The 19,602-nt window shown below is 61.8% G+C and carries 21 protein-coding genes; 15 read left to right on the top strand and 6 right to left on the bottom strand.

Going from position 1 to position 19,602, the window contains the following annotated elements; genetic code table 11:
• Positions 1–53: 53 nt before the first annotated feature.
• The 5 genes from recX to NHH88_30535 all read left to right on the top strand — a co-directional run bounded on the left by recX (position 54) and on the right by NHH88_30535 (position 4,471).
• Positions 54–518, top strand: coding sequence for a recombination regulator RecX (gene recX, locus NHH88_30555; protein USX13933.1), 465 nt, complete (start codon positions 54–56; stop codon positions 516–518).
• Between the two features lie 580 nt (positions 519–1,098).
• On the top strand, positions 1,099–2,268 hold the full coding sequence (sucC, locus tag NHH88_30550; protein ID USX13932.1) for an ADP-forming succinate--CoA ligase subunit beta: 1,170 nt from the start codon (positions 1,099–1,101) through the stop codon (positions 2,266–2,268).
• Positions 2,269–2,281: 13 nt separating this feature from the next.
• Positions 2,282–3,163, top strand: coding sequence for a succinate--CoA ligase subunit alpha (gene sucD / locus NHH88_30545; GenBank protein USX13931.1), 882 nt, complete (start codon positions 2,282–2,284; stop codon positions 3,161–3,163).
• 71 nt (positions 3,164–3,234) lie between these two features.
• A complete protein-coding gene (locus NHH88_30540; protein ID USX13930.1) occupies positions 3,235–3,810 on the top strand; it encodes an FHA domain-containing protein in 576 nt (191 codons plus the stop codon).
• Positions 3,811–4,018: 208 nt separating this feature from the next.
• Complete coding sequence (locus NHH88_30535) at positions 4,019–4,471, top strand: prepilin-type N-terminal cleavage/methylation domain-containing protein (protein ID USX17484.1); 453 nt, start codon at positions 4,019–4,021, stop codon at positions 4,469–4,471.
• Between the two features lie 57 nt (positions 4,472–4,528).
• Here the strand turns inward: NHH88_30535 and NHH88_30530 are convergent, their stop codons facing one another.
• Together NHH88_30530 and moaC are read right to left on the bottom strand one after the other, a co-directional pair.
• Complete coding sequence (locus NHH88_30530) at positions 4,529–5,239, bottom strand: flagellar brake protein (protein USX13929.1); 711 nt, start codon at positions 5,237–5,239, stop codon at positions 4,529–4,531.
• A 294-nt stretch (positions 5,240–5,533) separates the two neighbouring features.
• Entirely contained in the window at positions 5,534–6,040 is a 507-nt protein-coding gene (gene moaC, locus NHH88_30525) for a cyclic pyranopterin monophosphate synthase MoaC (protein ID USX13928.1), read from the bottom strand.
• 124 nt (positions 6,041–6,164) lie between these two features.
• Here moaC and NHH88_30520 point away from each other — a divergent pair, with 124 nt between their 5' ends.
• On the top strand, positions 6,165–7,880 hold the full coding sequence (locus NHH88_30520; GenBank protein ID USX17483.1) for a M48 family metalloprotease: 1,716 nt from the start codon (positions 6,165–6,167) through the stop codon (positions 7,878–7,880).
• Here NHH88_30520 and NHH88_30515 read toward each other — a convergent pair.
• Genes NHH88_30515 through NHH88_30500 form a run of 4 tightly spaced genes read right to left on the bottom strand, consistent with a single transcriptional unit; the run spans position 7,855 to position 10,155 of the window.
• Positions 7,855–8,460 (bottom strand): DUF2946 family protein, encoded by a 606-nt coding sequence (locus NHH88_30515; protein ID USX13927.1) that lies wholly within the window; start codon positions 8,458–8,460, stop codon positions 7,855–7,857. The two genes, NHH88_30520 and NHH88_30515, sit on opposite strands and share 26 nt — an antisense overlap.
• Entirely contained in the window at positions 8,453–9,457 is a 1,005-nt protein-coding gene (locus NHH88_30510; protein USX13926.1) for an alpha/beta fold hydrolase, read from the bottom strand. The genes NHH88_30515 and NHH88_30510 overlap by 8 nt, the downstream gene beginning before the upstream one ends.
• Positions 9,458–9,478: 21 nt before the next feature.
• Complete coding sequence (locus NHH88_30505; GenBank protein USX13925.1) at positions 9,479–9,907, bottom strand: nuclear transport factor 2 family protein; 429 nt, start codon at positions 9,905–9,907, stop codon at positions 9,479–9,481.
• Between the two features lie 35 nt (positions 9,908–9,942).
• Complete coding sequence (locus NHH88_30500) at positions 9,943–10,155, bottom strand: zinc-finger domain-containing protein (protein ID USX13924.1); 213 nt, start codon at positions 10,153–10,155, stop codon at positions 9,943–9,945.
• A gap of 147 nt (positions 10,156–10,302) precedes the next feature.
• Between NHH88_30500 and NHH88_30495 the strand changes: the two genes are divergently transcribed.
• The 9 genes from NHH88_30495 (at position 10,303) to NHH88_30455 (ending at position 19,482) form a co-directional block, all read left to right on the top strand.
• Positions 10,303–11,058 (top strand): AzlC family ABC transporter permease, encoded by a 756-nt coding sequence (locus tag NHH88_30495; GenBank protein ID USX13923.1) that lies wholly within the window; start codon positions 10,303–10,305, stop codon positions 11,056–11,058.
• Between the two features lie 136 nt (positions 11,059–11,194).
• Entirely contained in the window at positions 11,195–11,554 is a 360-nt protein-coding gene (locus NHH88_30490; GenBank protein USX13922.1) for an AzlD domain-containing protein, read from the top strand.
• A 76-nt stretch (positions 11,555–11,630) separates the two neighbouring features.
• Complete coding sequence (locus tag NHH88_30485; GenBank protein USX17482.1) at positions 11,631–12,836, top strand: phosphoglycerate kinase; 1,206 nt, start codon at positions 11,631–11,633, stop codon at positions 12,834–12,836.
• Positions 12,837–13,099: 263 nt separating this feature from the next.
• Entirely contained in the window at positions 13,100–14,545 is a 1,446-nt protein-coding gene (gene pyk, locus NHH88_30480; GenBank protein ID USX13921.1) for a pyruvate kinase, read from the top strand.
• A gap of 77 nt (positions 14,546–14,622) precedes the next feature.
• A complete protein-coding gene (gene fba, locus NHH88_30475; protein USX13920.1) occupies positions 14,623–15,687 on the top strand; it encodes a fructose-bisphosphate aldolase class II in 1,065 nt (354 codons plus the stop codon).
• Between the two features lie 107 nt (positions 15,688–15,794).
• Positions 15,795–16,688 (top strand): phosphoribosylaminoimidazolesuccinocarboxamide synthase, encoded by an 894-nt coding sequence (locus NHH88_30470; protein ID USX13919.1) that lies wholly within the window; start codon positions 15,795–15,797, stop codon positions 16,686–16,688.
• Between the two features lies 1 nt (position 16,689).
• Positions 16,690–17,193, top strand: coding sequence for a 5-(carboxyamino)imidazole ribonucleotide mutase (purE, locus tag NHH88_30465; protein USX13918.1), 504 nt, complete (start codon positions 16,690–16,692; stop codon positions 17,191–17,193).
• A gap of 16 nt (positions 17,194–17,209) precedes the next feature.
• The gene (locus NHH88_30460) at positions 17,210–18,415 is read left to right on the top strand and encodes a 5-(carboxyamino)imidazole ribonucleotide synthase (GenBank protein ID USX13917.1); all 1,206 of its coding nucleotides are present in this window, start codon (positions 17,210–17,212) and stop codon (positions 18,413–18,415) included.
• Positions 18,412–19,482: an L-threonylcarbamoyladenylate synthase gene (locus tag NHH88_30455; GenBank protein ID USX13916.1), complete on the top strand. Its 1,071-nt coding sequence runs from the start codon at positions 18,412–18,414 to the stop codon at positions 19,480–19,482. The genes NHH88_30460 and NHH88_30455 overlap by 4 nt, the downstream gene beginning before the upstream one ends.
• The last annotated feature ends 120 nt before the right edge of the window (positions 19,483–19,602 follow it).

The following is a 19,602-nucleotide window of genomic DNA, read 5'->3' as shown; positions in this document are numbered from 1 at the left end:
AACCGACCACCGCGCCACATGGCCGGTGGTTTTCTCATTGTGCAGAGGGTTTTATGGCCGCACCTCAACTTAGCCTGAAGGCACGCGCGCTGCGGTTTCTGTCGATGCGCGAACACAGCCGGCTGGAGCTGGGCCGCAAGCTGTCCAAGTATGCGGAGGAGGGCGACGACATCGAAGCCTTGCTCGACCTGCTGGAAAAAAACAACTGGCTATCGCAGGAGCGGTTTTCGGAATCGCTGATCCACCGCCGCTCCGCGCGCTTCGGCAACAGCCGGATCGTGGCGGAATTGCAGAGCCACGGCGTCAAAGGCGAAGCGTTGCAGGAACTTAAAGCCGGCCTGGCCGACAGCGAAACGGCGCGCGCCTGCGAAGTGTGGGAGCGCAAATTCGGCGTGGTCGCCACCGACCCGAAGGAGCGCAACAAGCAGATGCGGTTTCTGATGCTGCGTGGTTTTTCCCAGCGCGCCGTGCAAGCCGCGATGAAAGGCGTCGACCTCGACGAGTTCGACGACCACTAAATTCATCACATCCCCTTTCCACCAGATATCGAAATCCGGCGGTGCCATCACGCGACACCATTTCCCCCGCGCCGCAGCATTTATGAAGAACTTGGCATCAGGCACGTCGCAAGTCGGGCTGGGGTGTGCTACACTTTTAGGGTTTTTGCAGCACCGTGGGTGCGGTGGTTGTCCGTAGAAGCTACGGCAACGTGCATTTTCGATAAGAGAAATGCGCAAGGCTGCTAACTAACTCATGCCGCGAGAGCGGTATATTCTTATGTCACTGTCAATACCAGTTCACTGTCGTGCGTTCCGCACGGTCGTCCCAGCATATCCGCATACCGGTTGCCTATGGAAGATTGACGCCTGTTTCACCTCCGGCCCTCGCGCTGGCAGCACCCCCCTGATCGTCGCCACACCCCTCAATTCCAAAACATTGCCCCGCACTGCGTCACGACGCCGTCGCACGGGCCGGTTTTACCCGCGCTGGGTGGACAAAGCAGCACCGGGTAGCGCGTAGCAACATCTGCTTATCTAGCATCACACATTTCGCAGTATCAACCGATTTATACACATCAGCATCAGAAGGGAAGCCAGCATGAAAATCCATGAGTATCAAGGCAAAGAAATCCTCCGAAAATACGGAGTGACGGTTCCGCGCGGTATTCCGTGCATGTCCGTTGAAGAAGCAGTTAAAGCTGCGGAAACCTTGGGCGGCCCGGTCTGGGTTGTGAAAGCACAAATCCACGCCGGTGGCCGTGGTAAAGGCGGCGGCGTGAAAGTTGCGAAATCGCTGGAACAAGTCAAAGAATTCTCCGAGCAGATCCTGGGCATGCAGCTGGTCACGCACCAGACCGGCCCTGAAGGCCAAAAAGTACGCCGCCTGCTGATCGAAGAAGGCGCGGACATCAAGAAAGAACTGTACGTTTCGCTGGTCACCGACCGCGTTTCGCAGCGCGTTGTCCTGATGGCTTCCTCCGAAGGCGGCATGGACATCGAAGAAGTTGCCGAGTCCCACCCAGAACTGCTGCACTCGATCGCCATCGATCCAGCCGTCGGCCTGACCGACGCTGATGCCGACGCGATCTCGACCAAAATCGGCGTGCCTGCCGAGTCGATCGCCGACGCCCGCGCCAACCTGCAAGGCCTGTACAAAGCCTACTGGGAAACCGATTCGTCGCTGGCCGAAATCAACCCGCTGATCTTGACCGGTTCGGGCAAAGTCATCGCTCTGGACGCCAAGTTCAACTTCGACGCCAACGCGCTGTTCCGTCAACCGGAAATCGTCGCTTACCGCGATCTGGACGAAGAAGATCCAGCTGAAGTCGAAGCATCGAAATTCGACCTGGCCTACATCTCCCTCGACGGCAACATCGGCTGCCTGGTTAACGGCGCCGGTCTGGCCATGGCCACCATGGACACCATCAAGCTGTTCGGCGGCGAGCCGGCCAACTTCCTGGACGTGGGCGGCGGTGCGACGGCTGAGAAAGTCACCGAAGCATTCAAGATCATGCTGAAAAACCCAGGCCTGAAAGCCATCCTGGTCAACATCTTCGGCGGCATCATGCGCTGCGACGTGATCGCCGAAGGCGTGATCACCGCTGTGAAAGCTGTCTCGCTGAACGTGCCGCTGGTCGTCCGCATGAAGGGCACCAACGAAGACCTGGGCAAGAAGATGCTGGCCGATTCCGGTCTGCCTATCATCGCTGCCGACACCATGGAAGATGCAGCGAAGAGCGTCGTCGCCGCCGCTGCCGGTCAAGCTTAATTAAGGAATCAACATGTCCATTCTGATCAATAAAGATACCAAAGTCGTTACCCAAGGGATCACCGGCAAGACCGGCCAGTTCCACACCCGTGGCTGCCGCGATTACGCGAACGGCAAAAATGCGTTCGTCGCAGGCGTGAACCCAAAGAAAGCCGGCGAAGACTTCGAAGGCATTCCAATTTTCGCCAACGTCGCTGAAGCGAAAAAAGAAACCGGCGCCAACGTGTCGGTCATCTACGTCCCACCAGCAGGCGCCGCCGCCGCTATTTGGGAAGCCGTGGAAGCCGAGCTGGACCTGGCAATTTGCATCACCGAAGGCATTCCTGTCCGCGACATGATGGCCCTGAAGGACCGCATGGCCAAAGCCGGCTCGAAGACCCTGCTGCTGGGCCCTAACTGCCCAGGTCTGATCACCCCGGACGAAATCAAGATCGGCATCATGCCAGGTCACATCCACAAGAAGGGCCGTATCGGCGTGGTTTCGCGTTCGGGCACCCTGACCTATGAAGCAGTCGGTCAGCTGACGGCGCTGGGCCTGGGCCAATCGTCGGCAGTCGGCATCGGCGGCGACCCGATCAACGGTCTGAAGCACATCGACGTCATGAAGATGTTCAACGACGATCCTGACACCGACGCGGTTATCATGATCGGCGAAATCGGCGGTCCAGACGAAGCCAACGCGGCTTATTGGATCAAAGACAACATGAAAAAACCGGTCGTCGGCTTCATCGCCGGTGTTACCGCTCCTCCGGGCAAGCGCATGGGCCACGCCGGCGCGCTGATCTCCGGCGGCGCCGACACCGCACAAGCCAAACTGGAAATCATGGAAGCTTGCGGCATCACCGTCACCAAAAACCCGTCCGAAATGGCGCGTCTGCTGAAAGCCATGCTGTAATAACAGCCCGGTTGAATGTGGAATAATGAAGGGGAGCCTAGCGCTCCCCTTTATTTTTTGGAGAATCGGATTTGGCGAAGATCATCGTCACACGCGACGGCCAGGTGGAACAGCAGGTTCAGCTGAGCAAAGAACGGATGACCATCGGCCGCCATCCGCGCAACGACATCGTGCTGGCGCACCCGGCCGTCAGCGGCGAGCACGCCGTCATCGTCACCATCCTCGACGACTCCTTCCTGGAAGACCTGCACAGCACCAACGGCACCTTCGTCAACGGCCACCGCATTGGCAAGCATTTCCTCCAGCACCAGGACCTCATCAAGATGGCCAAGTTCCAGGTCGAGTTCGTTGCCGACGGCGTGCGGCCGAGCATGGCCGCCGAGCCGCTGCTGGCCCACATCGAAGTCTTAAATGGCAACAATACTGGTAAACAAATGGCGCTGACCAAGCCCCAGACCACGCTCGGCCGCACCGGCGTGCAGGTGGTGGTGATCGAGCGCCAGCCGGATGTGTATACGTTGACGCATATCGAGGGAGGGCAGGCGCCGCTGGTCAATGGCGTCGCGGTCGGAAAGCAGGCATGGCGGCTCGCGCATGGCGATGTCATCGACCTCGGCGGCACGCAGATGGCCTTCCGCATCGCCTGACAATAATTGTCACGCATTGTCACAGCTGACAAAACGCGGCGGTACGAACTGACAAAAAACGGCACTCTGAGGGGAGAAAATGAGGTTTCTGAAAATATTCCGGCCCGTTTTGCTTAAAAAATAGGCTGGCACACCGCTTGCGATAAGACAGGTGTACCACCCAATTTTTTCACCCCACAGGAGTCGCAAAATGAAATCCATGAAAATGATGAAGAAACAAGCACAGGCCGGCTTCACCCTGATCGAACTGATGATCGTGGTTGCGATTATCGGCATTCTGGCAGCGGTCGCGATCCCTGCGTATAGCGACTACACGGTCAAAGCAAAAGTCGCCAATATCCAAGGCGCCGCCGACTCGCTGAAAACGGCTGTCGCATTGTGTGCGCAAGAAGCCGGCGGCGTGCTGACGGACTGCGATACCGGCCAAAACGGCATTCCAGCCGCGTTCACCACCACCAAGGAAGTCCTTTCGGCAACGGTTGCGGACGGGGTTGTCGTATTGACCTTGCAAGGTGGTCTGGGTACCGGCGTCAACGGCCAAACCGTGACCTACACGCCGGCGATCGCGGCTGGCGCCACCAATCTCGTATGGACTACCACAACCACGGTCACCCATGACGCAGCCAAGACAGCGCTCTTGAAAAACAACATCACACCATAACAGCGATGTTGCATAAAAAAACCGGCCTCGGCCGGTTTTTTTTATTGGTACGAATCCTTACACAATCTTCTGCCGATCCGCGATCAAGGCCTCATACGTCAAATTCTGCAACATCGTGTAATGCACTGGATCCAAATCCACAAACTGCACGCCGTACGTGAACACCTCCGGCTTATCCCCGGCCGCCGGCTTGACCACATTGATATTGCGGATCGTCGCATTCGGATTAACGCGCACCTGCCGGTTGCCCGGCTGCGCGATCAAATAGAACGACAGCCCAACCTGCGCATCATCCTCCGGCAACCGTTTCGGCGACTCGATCAGCGCCCCGGACACGCTCAGGTTCACCAGGAACACCGACGACGTGCCAGTCGGCGTCGTCACCTGCGCCGGAATATCCACCTTCACCCGCATCGCCGCTCGCAGACTGGTCCCCTGGATCGACACCGGGAACGACAGATGCGCATAAAAGAACGGACGAGGAAACACGCGCTGCACGACGCACGAGAACGAGCAGACGTTCACGCCGGAAAACACGCGGATGGTCAGCTTGTCGCCATCGTTGATCGAGATCGGCGCGTTGTTCTCAAACGGCACCTTCACGATCAAATATTCATCCTTGACCCAGCCGATGATGGTCGAAAAGTGCTGGATCGGCTTCATGGTCCGATGCGTGATGAACTGGATCCTGCCGCCCACCTGCAGGTTCATCTGTTCGAATTCGTATTCCTGAGTCTTGGCTTCGCTCGGGGGCGGGTTGCTGCTCATTCAAGTTCTTTCTCGCAGGCGCATCGGCGACCACGGCAACGTAACTGTCAAAAAATTACTTCCGTGCTATTTATTATATACGCGTTAACTTAGAGTAACAAAGCAGCCATCGATCAGGCTGCCATGGACAAGGACTAAGGGGGAAAAGCGTTGTGTTTTGACGATTTATTACGGAAAAAAGATGCGGATTTGTGAATTTTAATAACGGCGGTGTTGTCCTCCGTGCCCGCCGGGGGAGGCGATGGCCGGCGCCGCCGTGGATAAGTCGGATGCGATAGCATCGCCGGGAGCGAACTAGCTCGTCGCGCTCCAATCCCCCGACTTCCCACCATGCTTTTCCATCACCCGGATGTCGCTCATCACCATCCCGCGATCCACCGCCTTGCACATGTCGTAAACAGTCAGCAGGCCGACCTGCACCGCAGTCAGCGCCTCCATCTCCACGCCGGTCTTGCCGTAAGTCTCCACCTGCGCCTTGCAGTGCACACTCGAATTCCCCACATCCGTCTCAAAATCCACCGTCACCCGCGTCAACGCCAGCGGATGGCACAGCGGGATCAAGTCGCTGGTGCGCTTGGACGCCATGATCGCGGCGATGCGCGCGATGCCGAGCACATCCCCCTTCTTGGCCGTGCCGCCGGTGATGATCGCCAGGGTCTCCGGCTTCATGCGGATGGTCCCGCTGGCCAGCGCGATGCGGTGGGTTTCCTGCTTGGCGCCGACGTCGACCATGTGGGCTTGCCCGGAGGCGTCGAAGTGGGTCAGGTGGTCGGATGGCGGAGCGGATGTGGTGTCGGTCATGATGAAGAGCTAACAAAATAATTCAGTGGCGGGCACTGTGCGGAAGCACCCAAGATGCGGGTATCATATCACCGTGAAATCGAACCGTTGCCCCCCTCCTTACGATGGCCGCCGTCCGCTGCGCATGCGCATGATCGCGGCTGCCCTGCTGGTCGCCATGCCGATGGCCATGGCGCAGAACGCGCTCGCGCCCGCCAGGATTCCCAATCTGCCGGCGCTGGGCGATACCGAACGCCAGGACCTGTCGCCGCTGATGGAGCGCAAGCTGGGCGAGGAGATCATGCGCGATATCCGGCGCGACCGCGATTTCCTCGACGACGGTCCCATCCTCGAGTACCTGAACACTTTCGGCAACGCGCTGGTGGCGGCCCGCCCGGACGCGCGCGGCGAGGCCAATTTCGACTATTACTTCTTCGCCGTGCGCGATCCGAACCTGAACGCGTTCGCGTTGCCGGGCGGCTTTATCGCCGTGCACTCGGCGCTGCTGCTGGCGGCGCAGTCCGAATCGGAACTGGCGTCCGTGCTCGGCCACGAGATCGGCCACGTGGCGCAGCGCCACATCGCCCGTTCCATCGGCCAGCAAAAGCAGGATGCGCTGATCCCGCTGGCGGCGATGATCTTGGCCGCGCTGGCGTCCCGTGCCGGCGGCGACGCGGCCATGGGCGTGTTCATGGGCGGGCAGGGACTGGCGATCCAGCGTCAACTGAATTTCGGCCGCGACGCCGAGCGCGAGGCCGACCGCATCGGTTTCCAGATCATGGGCGAGGCCGGCTTCGATACGACCGGCATGGTGGGCTTCTTCCAGCGCATGCAGGCTGCCAGCCGCAATTACAGCGATCTGGTGCCTGCTTACCTGCAGAGTCATCCGCTGACGACCGAGCGCATCGCCGACATCCAGGCGCGCATCCGCGACCAGCCGTACAAGCAGCGGGTCGACAGCCTCGATTTCTATCTGGTTCGGTCGCGCGCGCGCGTGTTGCAGGATCAGACGTCGCAGGGCTATGCCGAGTCGAAGACGTTTTTTGAGAATCAGATGTTGCAGGAGAACCGCCATCAGCTGACGGCGGGGCAGTACGGTATGGCCTTCCTGGCGCTGAAAAAAGGCGACACCGCCAACGCGCAGGTGTGGCTGGACAAGGCGCGCGCGACGTTCGGCAAGGCGCCCGCCGCCGGCACCTTCAGTGCGGCGCCGAAGCCGTCGTCAGATGCGATCTTCGTCAGCACGGCCATCGAGATCAAACTGGCGCAGACCAACGACAAGGCCGTCCTCGCGCAGGCGGTGGTCGACGCCGAGGCGGCGCACCAGCGTTATCCGCTGTCGCGCGGCATCGCGCACCTGTACGGCGAGGCGCTGATCGCCGCCGGCAAGTACGAGGAGGCGGGCAGCTATCTGCGCGAACAGGTGCAGTTGTACCGCGAAGATCCGAACGCCTACGATTTGCTGGCGCAGACGTATTCGAAGCAGGGCAAGGTGGCGTTGCAGCACATGGCGCTGGCCGAGTCGTACGTGTTGCAGGGTGGGGTGCTGTCGGCGCTCGACCAGCTGGGCTATGCGCGCAAGGCGCCCGATGCGTCGTTCTACGACCAAGCCGTGATCGATGCGCGTGAGCGCGAGTTGCAGGCGCGCCGGCGCGAGGACTTGGGCGAAAAAGGCAAGAAGGATTTGCGCGAGGCCGAGAACCGCCCGGCGTTCAAGGCGGAGATGCGTTCGGGTTCCCGCGCCGAGGACGACGACCGTACCAAAAACCCGAACAGCCCGTTCTCCAACCAGTCGACCAATCCGTTCGACCGGCTGCGCCAGGGTTCCCCGGACCTTACGCCGGGGCGGTCGGTTCGCTGACGAAGCCGAAGTGCGCCGCCAACTGCGCGGCGGCCACGCGGTACACCGGCACCTGACGCTCGTGATCGGTCAGCGTCAACGTGGAGGCGACCGAGTGCGCGTCGCTCTCCATCCATTCCAGCAAGGTCTCGTCGGCCACCGGCTCGTCGTTCATCCTGAGCAATGGCAGCACCTGCGCGAAGTCGCGGTCGTCCAGCTGGGCGACGATTTCACCGCTGCGCAAGACCAGCGCGCCGGTCTCCGTCAACACCGCTTTGTCGATGCCGCCCATCGCTGTGCCCGTGTGCAGCAGCCATCCGCTGGACGGATCGGTGCGCACGATGTAGGGCGTCGCTTCCAGGTTCACGTAGACGCGCTGCGGGCCGTTCTGGAAATACCAGCAACCCCGTTCGTCGGCCGCGTAGTTGCGCACGATGAAGGCGATCAGCGCCTCGTGCGCGAGCTTGTCGCCGGGTAGATTCTGCTGCTGGGCGCGCTCGTCGCGCATGCGCCAGTTGCCGCGCGCGTCCAGACCCAGCCAGCCGTAGCAGTGCGGCACGTTCGGCCATTTGGCCAAGGCCTGCTTGACGATGTCATCCATGTTTCTTGGCCATCCGCTTCTTGTCCATACCGTTGTCCATACCGTCGTTGGCGCCTTCCATAAAGTGAATCAGACGCTGCGGCAGCCAGTGCAGCTTGCCCGGCAGCCCGCCGACCGCGAAGCCGACATGGCCTCCGTGGTCAGGATAGTCCAATACGACGTTTGGTGCCGCACGCTGCGGCAGATGGCGCCCGGGCAGGAAGGGATCGTTCCTGGCGTTGAGCACCAGGGTGGGCACGGTGATGTCGTTGAGCACGTGCTTGGCGCTGGCGCGGTCCCAGTAGTCGTCGGTGTCGCGGTAGCCGTGCAGCGGCGCCGTGACGACGTTGTCGAAGGCGTACAGGTCGCGCGCCGCGTGCAGCGCGTCGAGGTCGAACAGGCCGGGGAACTCCCGCAGCTTGGCGATGCACTTGGGCTTGAGCGTTTGCAGGAACATGCGCGTGTAGATCATGTTGAAGCCGCTCGACAGCGAGGCGCCGCCCTGCGCCAGGTCCAGCGGCGCCGACACCGAGCACGCGGCGTCGACGAAGTCGGCCTGGTGCTGCGATTCGCCCAGCCAGCGCAGCAGCGCGTTGCCGCCCAGCGAGACGCCGGCCGCGTAGAACTTGCCGCCGCCTTGTTCGACGCGCTGTGCGTGCAGGCGGCGGATGATCCAGTCGACTTCGGTGGCGTCGCCGGAATGGTAAAAGCGCGGCGCGCGGTTGGCCTCGCCGGAGCAGCCACGGAAATGCGGCACCGCGCCGGACCAGCCGCGCGCGGCGATGTCTGCCATCAGGGCGCGCGCGTAGTGGCTGTCGGACGAGCCTTCCAGGCCGTGGAATAGCACGACGAACGGTTGCCCCGGCTTGCCGTCGACGAAGTCGACATCGACGAAGTCGCCGTCCGGCGCATCCCAGCGTTCCCGGCGGAACGTCACCGCCGGCTTGGCGATGGCGACGGCCGGGTAGATGGTTTGCAGGTGACCGCTAGGCAGCCAGAACGGAGCGGTGTACTTCACGGCGGACGGTCGATGGTGGCGTTAATGCAGGATTTGCGTCGCCGTGTCGGCGGGCACAGGACCGGGCGCGACCGACACATGGTGCAGCACGATGCGCCAGCCACGCGGTGTTTTGACGTAGACGTTGGTGGCCAGCAGGTGCGCCGGTTCGCCGCTGGCGGCGGTCGTGCCTTCGACCACCGTGTGCACGGAACTCATCAGATTGTGGGTTTCGTGCAGCTGCGACGGCATGATGTGCAGGCCGCCGTGTTCGAGGATCTTGCTCCACGAGGAGCGGATCGCCGCGTGGCCGATCAGGCGGGTGCCGCCCGGATGGACGCAGACGATCTCTTCGTCGTCGGCCCACAGGGCCATCAGCGCGTCCAGGTCGGCGCGGTTGAGCGCGGCGTAGAACGCCGTTTCCACCTCGACGGCGCTGCCGTTCAACTGTTTTTCTCGTTTAATGGGCATGCTGGCTCCGGAGGACGCGGCTGGCGGTGTGCATATTAATGGTGGCCGACGACGGTGCCCGGCTTCAGGCGGTAGGCGGTGCCGCAGTAAGGGCACTTGGCGACGCCGTCGTGGTTGAATTCCAGGAACACGCGTGGGTGCGACGACCACAGCGGCATCGCTGGGTTCGGGCAATGTGCCGGCAAATCCTTGCCATCCAGCTCAACGGCGTTGGTGGCGGCTGCGGCGGACGTGTTGGCGTTGGTCATGTTGTAATGCTCCGAAAGGCGTGAAAACCACGATTTTAACGGAATTGCGCATTGAGCAAAAATCATCGGTAAAATAGCGCCTCCACAATACGGGTGTGGCCTGCTGTGTGGCGGGAATGCCACAACCACCTGAGTAGCTGAAGCCACATGACCCAACCGAGCAGTACCCCTCCCGCGCCCGGCCGCTACGTGCCGGAACACCATGAGCCTTCCTGGCGGGAAGGGCTGAAGGTCGGCACTCCCACGTTGTTCGGCATCGGCGCCTGGGGGCTGGTGGTGGGCATCGCGATGGTCAAGTCCGGCTTGAGCGTGCCGCAGGCGTTGGGTATGACGTTGCTGGTGTTCGCCGGCTCCGCCCAACTGGCGGCGCTGCCGTTGATCGCGGCGAGCGCGCCGATCTGGGTCATCTTCCTGACGGCGTTTGTCGTCAATCTGCGTTTCGTTATCTTCGCGGCCTTGCTGGCGCCGCACTTCGCACATCTTCCGTGGACGCGCCGGTTTTTGCTCGGCTATGTCTCCGGGGATATGACGGTGGCGCTGTTTTTGCAAAAATATCCGTCCGAAGCGCCTCAGGTTGGCAAGCTGTCTTATCTGAAGGGCTTGATGTATCCGAACTGGGGCGCGTGGCAGGTCGGCTCGATCGCCGGCATCTTCCTCGGCAGCACGGTGCCGCCGGAGTGGGGGCTGGGTTTTGCCGGCACGTTGGCCATTATTTGCGTGATGATCCCGTTGATGGTGGGACGGCCGGCATTGTGCGGCGTGCTCGTCGCGGGCGGCGTGTCGGTGGTCGCGGCGGGTTTGCCCTACAAGTTGGGCCTGTTGCTGGCGGTGCTGGTAGGAATGCTGACCTCCATGGCAGTCGAAGAGGGCGCAGAGAAGTGGCGTAACCGAGGAAACACGTAGGGCGGATTAGCGCAGCGTAATCGGCCATGCTGGCGCCTCGTTGACGCATGCATGGCCGATTACGGCGTTCCGCCTAATCCGCCCTACGTGTCTCAGTGAATATCTTGATAACGTTGAAAAAGGTTGGCATTCACACATGGCTGATTGGGAAATTTGGGTCGTCATCGGTGTGCTGGCGCTGGCCACCGCCGCCACCCGCAGTTCGTTTTGGCTGATCGGCCATCACATCACCATCCCCAAACGGGTGCAGGAAATGCTGCGCTATGCGCCGGCCTGCGCGCTTGCAGCCATTATCTTCCCGGATCTGCTGCTGGCCCCGGACGGCCACGCGGTCCTCGATTTCAGTAACCTGAAATTAATCGCCGGCGTGGTGGCCACCGGCTATTATTTGCTGCGTCGCAACATGCTCGAAACGATTATCTTCGGCATGGCTTTCTTCACGGCACTACGCTTGCTTCCCAGCTTGCTGTCTACCCTTGTTCCTGTATTTCAATAACAATAAAACACGGCTCGGCTTGCGGTAAAATAGCGGTCTTCTTTCAACTCACCCTTGGGTCGCCATGTCCGCTGTTTTGAACTTCATCCGTCTGCAAGATCTCATCGCCCAGAATGCGCTGCAAGGCAAGCGCGTCTTCATCCGTGCCGACTTGAACGTGCCGCAGGATGATGCGGGCAATATCACCGAAGATACGCGCATTCGCGCCTCCGTTCCCGCCATTAAGGCGGCCGTGGCCGCCGGCGCCAAAGTGATGGTGACGTCCCATCTGGGCCGCCCGACCGAAGGCGAGTTCAAACCGGAAGACAGCCTGGCGCCAGTCGCCGCGCGCCTGTCCGAGCTGCTGGGCCAGCCGGTCGAGCTGAAACAGAACTGGGTCGATGGCGCCGGTCTGGAGAACCTGCAAGCGGGCCAGGTCGTGCTGTTGGAAAACGTCCGCGTCAACAAGGGCGAGAAGAAGAACAACGACGAACTGGCGCAAAAAATGGCCAAGTTGTGCGATATCTACGTCAACGACGCTTTCGGCACCGCCCACCGCGCCGAGGCTTCGACCCACGGCATCGCGAAGTTCGCGCCGGTCGCGTCGGCCGGTCCGCTGCTGGCCGCCGAGCTGGACGCATTGGGCAAGGCGCTGGGCGCCCCGGCCCGTCCGCTGCTGGCCATCGTCGCCGGTTCCAAAGTATCTTCCAAGCTGTCGATTCTGAAAGCGCTGGCCGACAAGGTCGACAATCTGATCGTTGGCGGCGGCATCGCCAACACCTTCATGAAGGCCGTCGGCCTGAACATCGGTAAATCGCTGGTCGAGAACGAACTGGTGGAAGAAGCCAAGGCCATCATCGACATCATGGCAAAGCGCGGCGCGCAAGTGCCGATCCCGGTCGATGTCGTGTGTGCCAAGGAATTCTCGCCAACCGCCGTCGCCACCGTCAAGGACGTGGCAGACGTCGCCGACGACGACATGATCCTGGATATCGGTCCTAAAACCGCCGCCACCCTGGCCGCGCAAATCGCGGGCGCCGGCACCATCGTCTGGAACGGTCCGGTCGGCGTGTTCGAGTTCGACCAGTTCGGCGAAGGCACCAAGACCCTGGCGCTGGCCATCGCCAACTCCAAGGCGTTCTCGATCGCCGGCGGTGGCGATACCCTGGCGGCGATCGCCAAATACGGTATCACCGAGCAGATCGGTTACATCTCGACCGGCGGCGGCGCTTTCCTGGAATTCCTGGAAGGCAAGACCTTGCCAGCGGTGGAGATCCTGACGCAGCGTGCTGCGGCGCAATAACTTTTGACTCAATGTGACGTAAAAAGCACGGTCGTGCGGTGTAGCAAATTGCCAGTAAAATCCTAGTAATAGCTGAAAAAAGCCCGGTTTGTGAAAGTTTGCTACAAAGGTTTGTAGTTTGGCTACATCGGTAGCCACTTTGGCAGCTTCGAAACGGGCGACACCAAGCTCAACACGAGCTTACAGTGCAGCTTTCCTGGTTTTTTCCTGGTTCCCGCCGGTGTCGCGGGGGCTTTCCGCATGACCCAACGCTAAGGAATCCTATGTCCCGTAGTACCAAAATTGTCGCAACGATCGGCCCGGCCTCTACAGACTTCAACGTTCTGGTAAAAATGATACGCGCCGGGGTGGATGTCGTGCGTTTGAATTTCTCGCACGGCAAGGCGCAGGACCATATCGACCGCGCCAAGCTGGTGCGCGAGGCGGCGGCCGAATGCGGTCGCGAAGTGGCGATCATGGCGGACATGCAGGGTCCTAAGATCCGCGTGGGCAAATTTGAAAATGGTAAGATCGATCTGACCAACGGCGACAAGTTCATCCTGGACGCCAAGTGGGGCGAGAACGGCGAACTGGGCAACCAGGAACGCGTCGGTCTGGATTACAAGGCGCTGCCGCAGGATCTGCGCGCCGACGACAAGCTGCTGCTGAACGACGGCCTGATCGTGCTGGTGGTCGACAAGATCGTCGGCCATGAAATCTTCACCACCGTGAAAATCGGCGGCGAGCTGTCCAATAACAAGGGCATCAACCGCCAGGGTGGCGGACTGACCGCGCCGGCGCTGACCGCCAAGGACATGGAAGACATCAAGACGGCGATGAGCTTCCAGTGCGATTATCTGGCGATCTCGTTCCCGAAAAGCGCAACCGACATGGAAATGGCGCGCACGCTGGCCAATATCGCCGGCGAGCCGTTCAACCATAAGCCGATGATGATCGCCAAGATCGAGCGCGCCGAAGCGATCCCTGTGCTGCAGGAGATCCTCGACGCCTCCGACGGCATCATGGTCGCCCGTGGCGACTTGGCGGTGGAAGTGGGCAACGCGGCGGTGCCGGCGTTGCAAAAGCGCATGATCAAAATGGCGCGCGAGTCGAACAAGCTGGCGATCACCGCGACGCAGATGATGGAGTCGATGATCTTCAACGCCGTGCCGACCCGCGCCGAAGTGTCCGACGTGGCCAACGCCGTGCTGGACGGTACCGACGCGGTGATGACCTCGGCGGAAACCGCCTCCGGCCGCTACCCGATCGAGACCGTAGAAATGATGGCCGCCATTTGCGTGGAAGCCGAGCAGTCCGAGTACAACAAGCTCGACGCCGACTTCCTGAATGTGACCTTCACCCGCATCGACCAGTCGATCGCCTACGGCGCGCTGTTCACCGCGCACCACCTGGCGGTCAAGGCGATCATCGCGCTGACCGAGTCCGGTTCGACCGCGCTGTGGATGAGCCGTCACAACATCGACACGCCGATTTACGCGTTGACGCCGAGCGTGACGACCCAGCGCAAGGCGGCGCTGTACCGCAACGTGAAGGCATACAATTTAGCGCAGGCTGGCGACAGCGCCGCCGTGCTTCAGGCTGCCGAAGACTTGTTGGTGCAGAACGGCATCGTCAAGAAGGGCGATATGATCGTTGTGACGTGGGGCGGCCAGATGGGCCAGGCCGGCGGCACCAACGCGCTCAAGATCGTCAAAGTAGGTATTAAGTAAGTCCGATAGCGCGCCCCCGCGGAACGGGGGCGCAACGCTCCGGCAACCAAGTTTTTTTATTGTTTGGAGTACACATCATGTCCCTCGTATCCATGCGTCAACTGCTGGACCACGCCGCTGAAAACGGCTATGGCATTCCTGCTTTCAACGTCAACAATCTGGAACAAGTGCAAGCCATCATGGCCGCCGCCGACGCGCTCGACAGCCCGGTCATCATGCAAGCATCCGCTGGCGCCCGCAAGTATGCCGGCGAAGCGTTCCTGCGTCATCTGATCGACGCCGCGATTGAAGCCTACCCACACATTCCGGTCGTTATGCACCAGGATCACGGCCAATCGCCGGCGGTCTGCATGGCCGCGATCCGCTCCGGCTTCTCGTCGGTGATGATGGACGGCTCGCTGGAAGCGGACGGCAAGTCGGTCGCATCGTACGAGTACAACGTGGAAGTGTCGCGTGAAGTGGTCAAGTTCTCGCACGCCATCGGCGTTACCGTGGAAGCCGAGCTGGGCGTTCTGGGTTCGCTGGAAACGATGAAGGGCGACAAGGAAGACGGCCACGGCGCCGACGGCACCATGACCCGCGAGCAGCTGCTGACCGACGTCAACCAGGCCGCCGACTTCGTCAAGCAAACCCAGTGCGACGCGCTGGCCATCGCCATCGGTACCTCGCACGGCGCCTACAAGTTCACCCGCAAGCCAACCGGCGACATCCTGGCGATCGACCGCATCAAGGAAATCCACGCGCGCATTCCTAACACCCACCTGGTGATGCACGGTTCGTCGTCGGTGCCGCAGGAACTGCTGGCCATCATCCGCGAATTCGGCGGCGACATGAAAGAAACCTACGGCGTGCCGGTTGAAGAAATTCAGGAAGGCATCCGCCACGGCGTTCGCAAGATCAACATCGACACCGACATCCGCCTGGCGATGACCGCCGCGATCCGTCAGTTCATGTTCCAGAACCCATCGAAATTCGATCCGCGCGATTACCTGAAGCCTGCCCGTCTGGCCGCCGAACAAATCGTTCGCGCCCGTTTCGAGCAGTTCGGTTGCGCCGGTCAGGCATCGAAAATCAAGCAAGTTACGCTGGAAAAAATGGCCGAGCGTTACAAGGCCGGCGAGCTGCAACAGATTGTGAAGTAAAATTCGGGTTGGACGGGCGAAGGTTGCCCGAATCTCTTGACCGGCTGGCAAGGTTTCCTTGTCGCCGGTTTTCGCTTTTTCTACGTTTGGTTAATACATTCTCCGCTATGAACAGCCTTTACCAATCCTCCATCAAATCCCTGCCACTGCTCGGCCATGGCAAAGTCCGCGACAACTACGCCGTCGGCGACGATAAAATTCTGATCGTCACCACCGACCGCCTGTCGGCCTTCGACGTTGTCATGAACGAACCTATCCCCGGCAAGGGCATGGTTTTGAACCAGATGAGCGATTTCTGGTTCGAGAAACTGGGCCACATCGTGCCGAACCACCTGACCGGCGTCGCGCCAGAGTCCGTGGTGGCAGCCGATGAGGTGGAGCAGGTCAAAGGCCGCGCCGTGGTCGCCAAGCGTCTGAAGCCGATCATGGTCGAGGCGGTGGTGCGCGGTTACATCATCGGTTCGGGCTGGAAGGATTACCAGGCGACGGGCAGCATCTGCGGCATCGAGTTGCCTGCGGGCCTGCGCCAGGCGGAGAAATTGCCTGAACCGCTGTTCACCCCGGCCGCGAAAGCCGATCTGGGCGAGCACGACGAGAACATCAGCTTTGCCGACATGGAAAGCCGCATCGGCGCCGAACTGGCCGCCAAAATGCGCGATATCAGCATCAAACTGTACACGGCAGCAGCGGACTACGCTGCCACGCGCGGCATCATCATCGCCGACACCAAGTTCGAATTCGGCCTGGACGAAAACGGCGTCATGCACCTGATGGATGAAGTGCTGACGGCCGACTCGTCGCGCTTCTGGCCTGCGGATTCGTACGCGCCGGACATGTCGCCGCCGTCGTTCGACAAGCAATTCGTGCGCGATTACCTGGAAACGCTGGACTGGGGCAAGACCGCGCCGGCGCCTGCGCTGCCGGCCGACGTCATCGACAAAACCCAGGCCAAGTACTTCGAAGCGATCGAGCGCCTGACCGGCCAGAAGCTGAAGGCCTGAGATGGCGGACGCTAACAACAAACCGCTGGTCGGCGTCATCATGGGCTCGTCCTCGGACTGGGACGTGATGCAAAACGCGGTCGCCATCCTCAAGCAGTTCGGCGTGCCGTTCGAGGCGCAAGTCATTTCCGCGCACCGCATGCCGGACGAGATGTACGCGTACGCCAGGAGCGCGCGTGCGCGCGGCTTGCGCGCCATCATCGCCGGCGCCGGCGGTGCCGCGCACCTGCCGGGCATGGTCGCGGCCATGACCATCGTGCCGGTGCTGGGCGTGCCGGTGCCGTCGAAGTATCTGCGCGGCGAGGATTCGTTGCTGTCCATCGTGCAGATGCCGAAGGGCGTGCCGGTATCGACCTTCGCCATCGGCGAGGCGGGCGCCGCCAATGCCGCGCTGACGGCCGTGGCCATGATCGCCGCCAACGACGACGCGCTGGCCGACAAGCTGGAAGCCTTCCGCGTGACGCAGACCGAAGCCGCCAAGGCCATGACGCTGCCGCTTGAATAACGTTTGAAATAAATCGATGAGTAAAGATTTTTCTCCACTTCTGCCTGCCGCCAATCCAGCGGCGTGGCTGGGCGTGATGGGTGGCGGTCAACTGGGTCGCATGTTCGCCCAGGCCGCCCAAAGCATGGGTTATCAGGTCGCCGTGCTCGAGCCTGCCGATGAATGCCCCGCCGGCCAGGTAGCGCAGCGCCTGGTCAACGCCGGCTACAGCGACGCCGCTGGCCTAGACGCGCTGGCCGCACAATGCCTGGCCGTCACCACTGAATTCGAGAACGTGCCCGCCGACAGCCTCTCGCGTCTGGCCGAACGCGTGTTCGTCGCCCCCAACGCGCATGGCGTGTCGGTGGCGCAGGACCGCATCGCCGAGAAGAAATTCTTTGTCGACTGCGCGCCGCGCTCGGGCGTGCTGCCGGCGCCGCACAAAGTCATCGCATCGCAGCAGGATATCGACGATATCGCCGACGATCTGCTGCCGGGCATTCTGAAGACGGTACGCATGGGTTACGACGGCAAGGGCCAGGTCCGCGTGAAGTCGCGCGAGGACGTGCGCGCCGCGTTTGAAAGCATGGACAAGGTCACCTGCCTGCTGGAAAAGATGCTGCCGCTGGCCTACGAAGTTTCGGTGCTGACCGCGCGTGGCGCCGATGGCGCGTCCGTGGTCTATCCGATCGCCGAGAACGTGCACCGCGACGGCATCCTGTTCACCACCACCGTGCCCGGCCCCAACGTTTCGGACGCCAGCGCCAAAGTGGCGCAGCAGGCGGCGCAGGCGATCGTGGCCGAACTTGGCTACGTAGGCGTGCTGTGCATTGAATTCTTCGTGCTGACCGACGGCAGCCTGGTGGTCAACGAAATGGCGCCGCGTCCGCACAACAGCGGTCACTACACGATGGACGCCTGCGTCACCAGCCAGTTCGCGCAGCAGGTCCGCGCGATGGCGCGCTTGCCGCTGGGCGACGTGCGCCAGCATTCGCCGGCCGTCATGCTCAACATCCTCGGCGATGTCTGGTTCGAAGGGGACAGCACGGGGGAAACTGACACTGCCCGCGAGCCGGCCTGGGATCGCATCCTGGCCCTGCCGGGCGCCTGCCTGCATCTGTACGGCAAGGACGATCCGCGCCGCGCCCGCAAGATGGGCCACCTGACCATCGTCGCCCCGACGTTGGATGAGGCGCAACGCCAGCTGAACGCCGCCTGCGCCATCCTGGGTATCGCGCCGTGAAGAAACAGCATCACGCGGTAGCCGACGCCGCCGACATTGCGGCTGCGGCCGCTGTATTGGAGGAGGGCGGCCTGGTCGCCTTCCCGACCGAGACCGTCTACGGCCTCGGCGCCGACGCCGAGAACCCTGCCGCCGTGGCGCGCATCTACCAGGCCAAGGGCCGTCCGAACGATCACCCGGTGATCGTGCACGTCGCGCCCGGCGCCGATTTGGACTACTGGGTCACCGACATCCCGGACGAGGCGCGGCAACTGGTCGCCGCCTTCTGGCCGGGACCGCTGACCCTGATTTTGAAGCGCGCCGGCCACATTCCCGACGCCGTCTCCGGCGGCCAGGACACGGTCGGCATCCGCTGCCCATCGCATCCTGTCGCGATCGCCTTGCTGAGCGCCTTCAGGGGCGGCAAGGGAGGTGTGGCCGCGCCGTCCGCCAACAAGTTTGGCAACGTCAGCCCGACCACGGCCCAGCACGTGCGCGACGAATTCGCGCTGGACGACGAGGATGAAGGCTCGATCACTGGCGATGACGCCTGTTCGGCCGCCTTATTGAACACGGTGCTGGAGGGCGGCCCCAGCCAGGTAGGCATCGAATCGACCATCGTCGACCTGTCGCGGCTGGCGACGCACGGCCCGGTGCTGCTGCGTCCCGGCCATATCAGAGCCCAGCAAATCGCCGACGTCATCGGCAGCCTGCCCGCCGCGCCGGACCAGGCCGCGCCGCGCGCCTCCGGCACGCTCGAATCGCATTACGCGCCGCGTACGCCTGTAACGATGCTCGACGGCGCCACCTTAGCCGCGAAGCTGCAGCAGCTGCAAGCCAAGGGCATCAAGGTCGCCATCATCAGCCACGCGCTGCCGCAGCTGGTGTCCAGCCAGCAAATGCTGCCCGCCGATCCGGCAGGCTACGCATACGGCCTCTACGCCGCCCTGCGCGACATGGACCAGACCGGCTCGGATGTGATCCTGGTCGAAACCCCGCCGCAAGATGCGCAATGGCTGGGCGTCAACGACCGCCTGCGCCGGTCAGTGTTCGGCTCCGCCGGCATAATCGACTCCCTGCTGCGTTAATCATCCCCGAGCAGCAAACACCGCGCCAAAAGTTCCAAAAAAACCACCGGGGTCAGGTCCGACATTCGGACATTTTGGAACTTTTTGGCGCGCTAAAAGTTCCCGTTTTTCTCAGTTTGT

The organism is Oxalobacteraceae bacterium OTU3CAMAD1, from assembly GCA_024123915.1.
Classification (GTDB): Bacteria; Pseudomonadota; Gammaproteobacteria; order Burkholderiales; family Burkholderiaceae_D; genus Rugamonas.
Note: the sequence above shows the minus strand (reverse complement) of the source record. Positions and strands in the feature narration are given on the sequence as shown.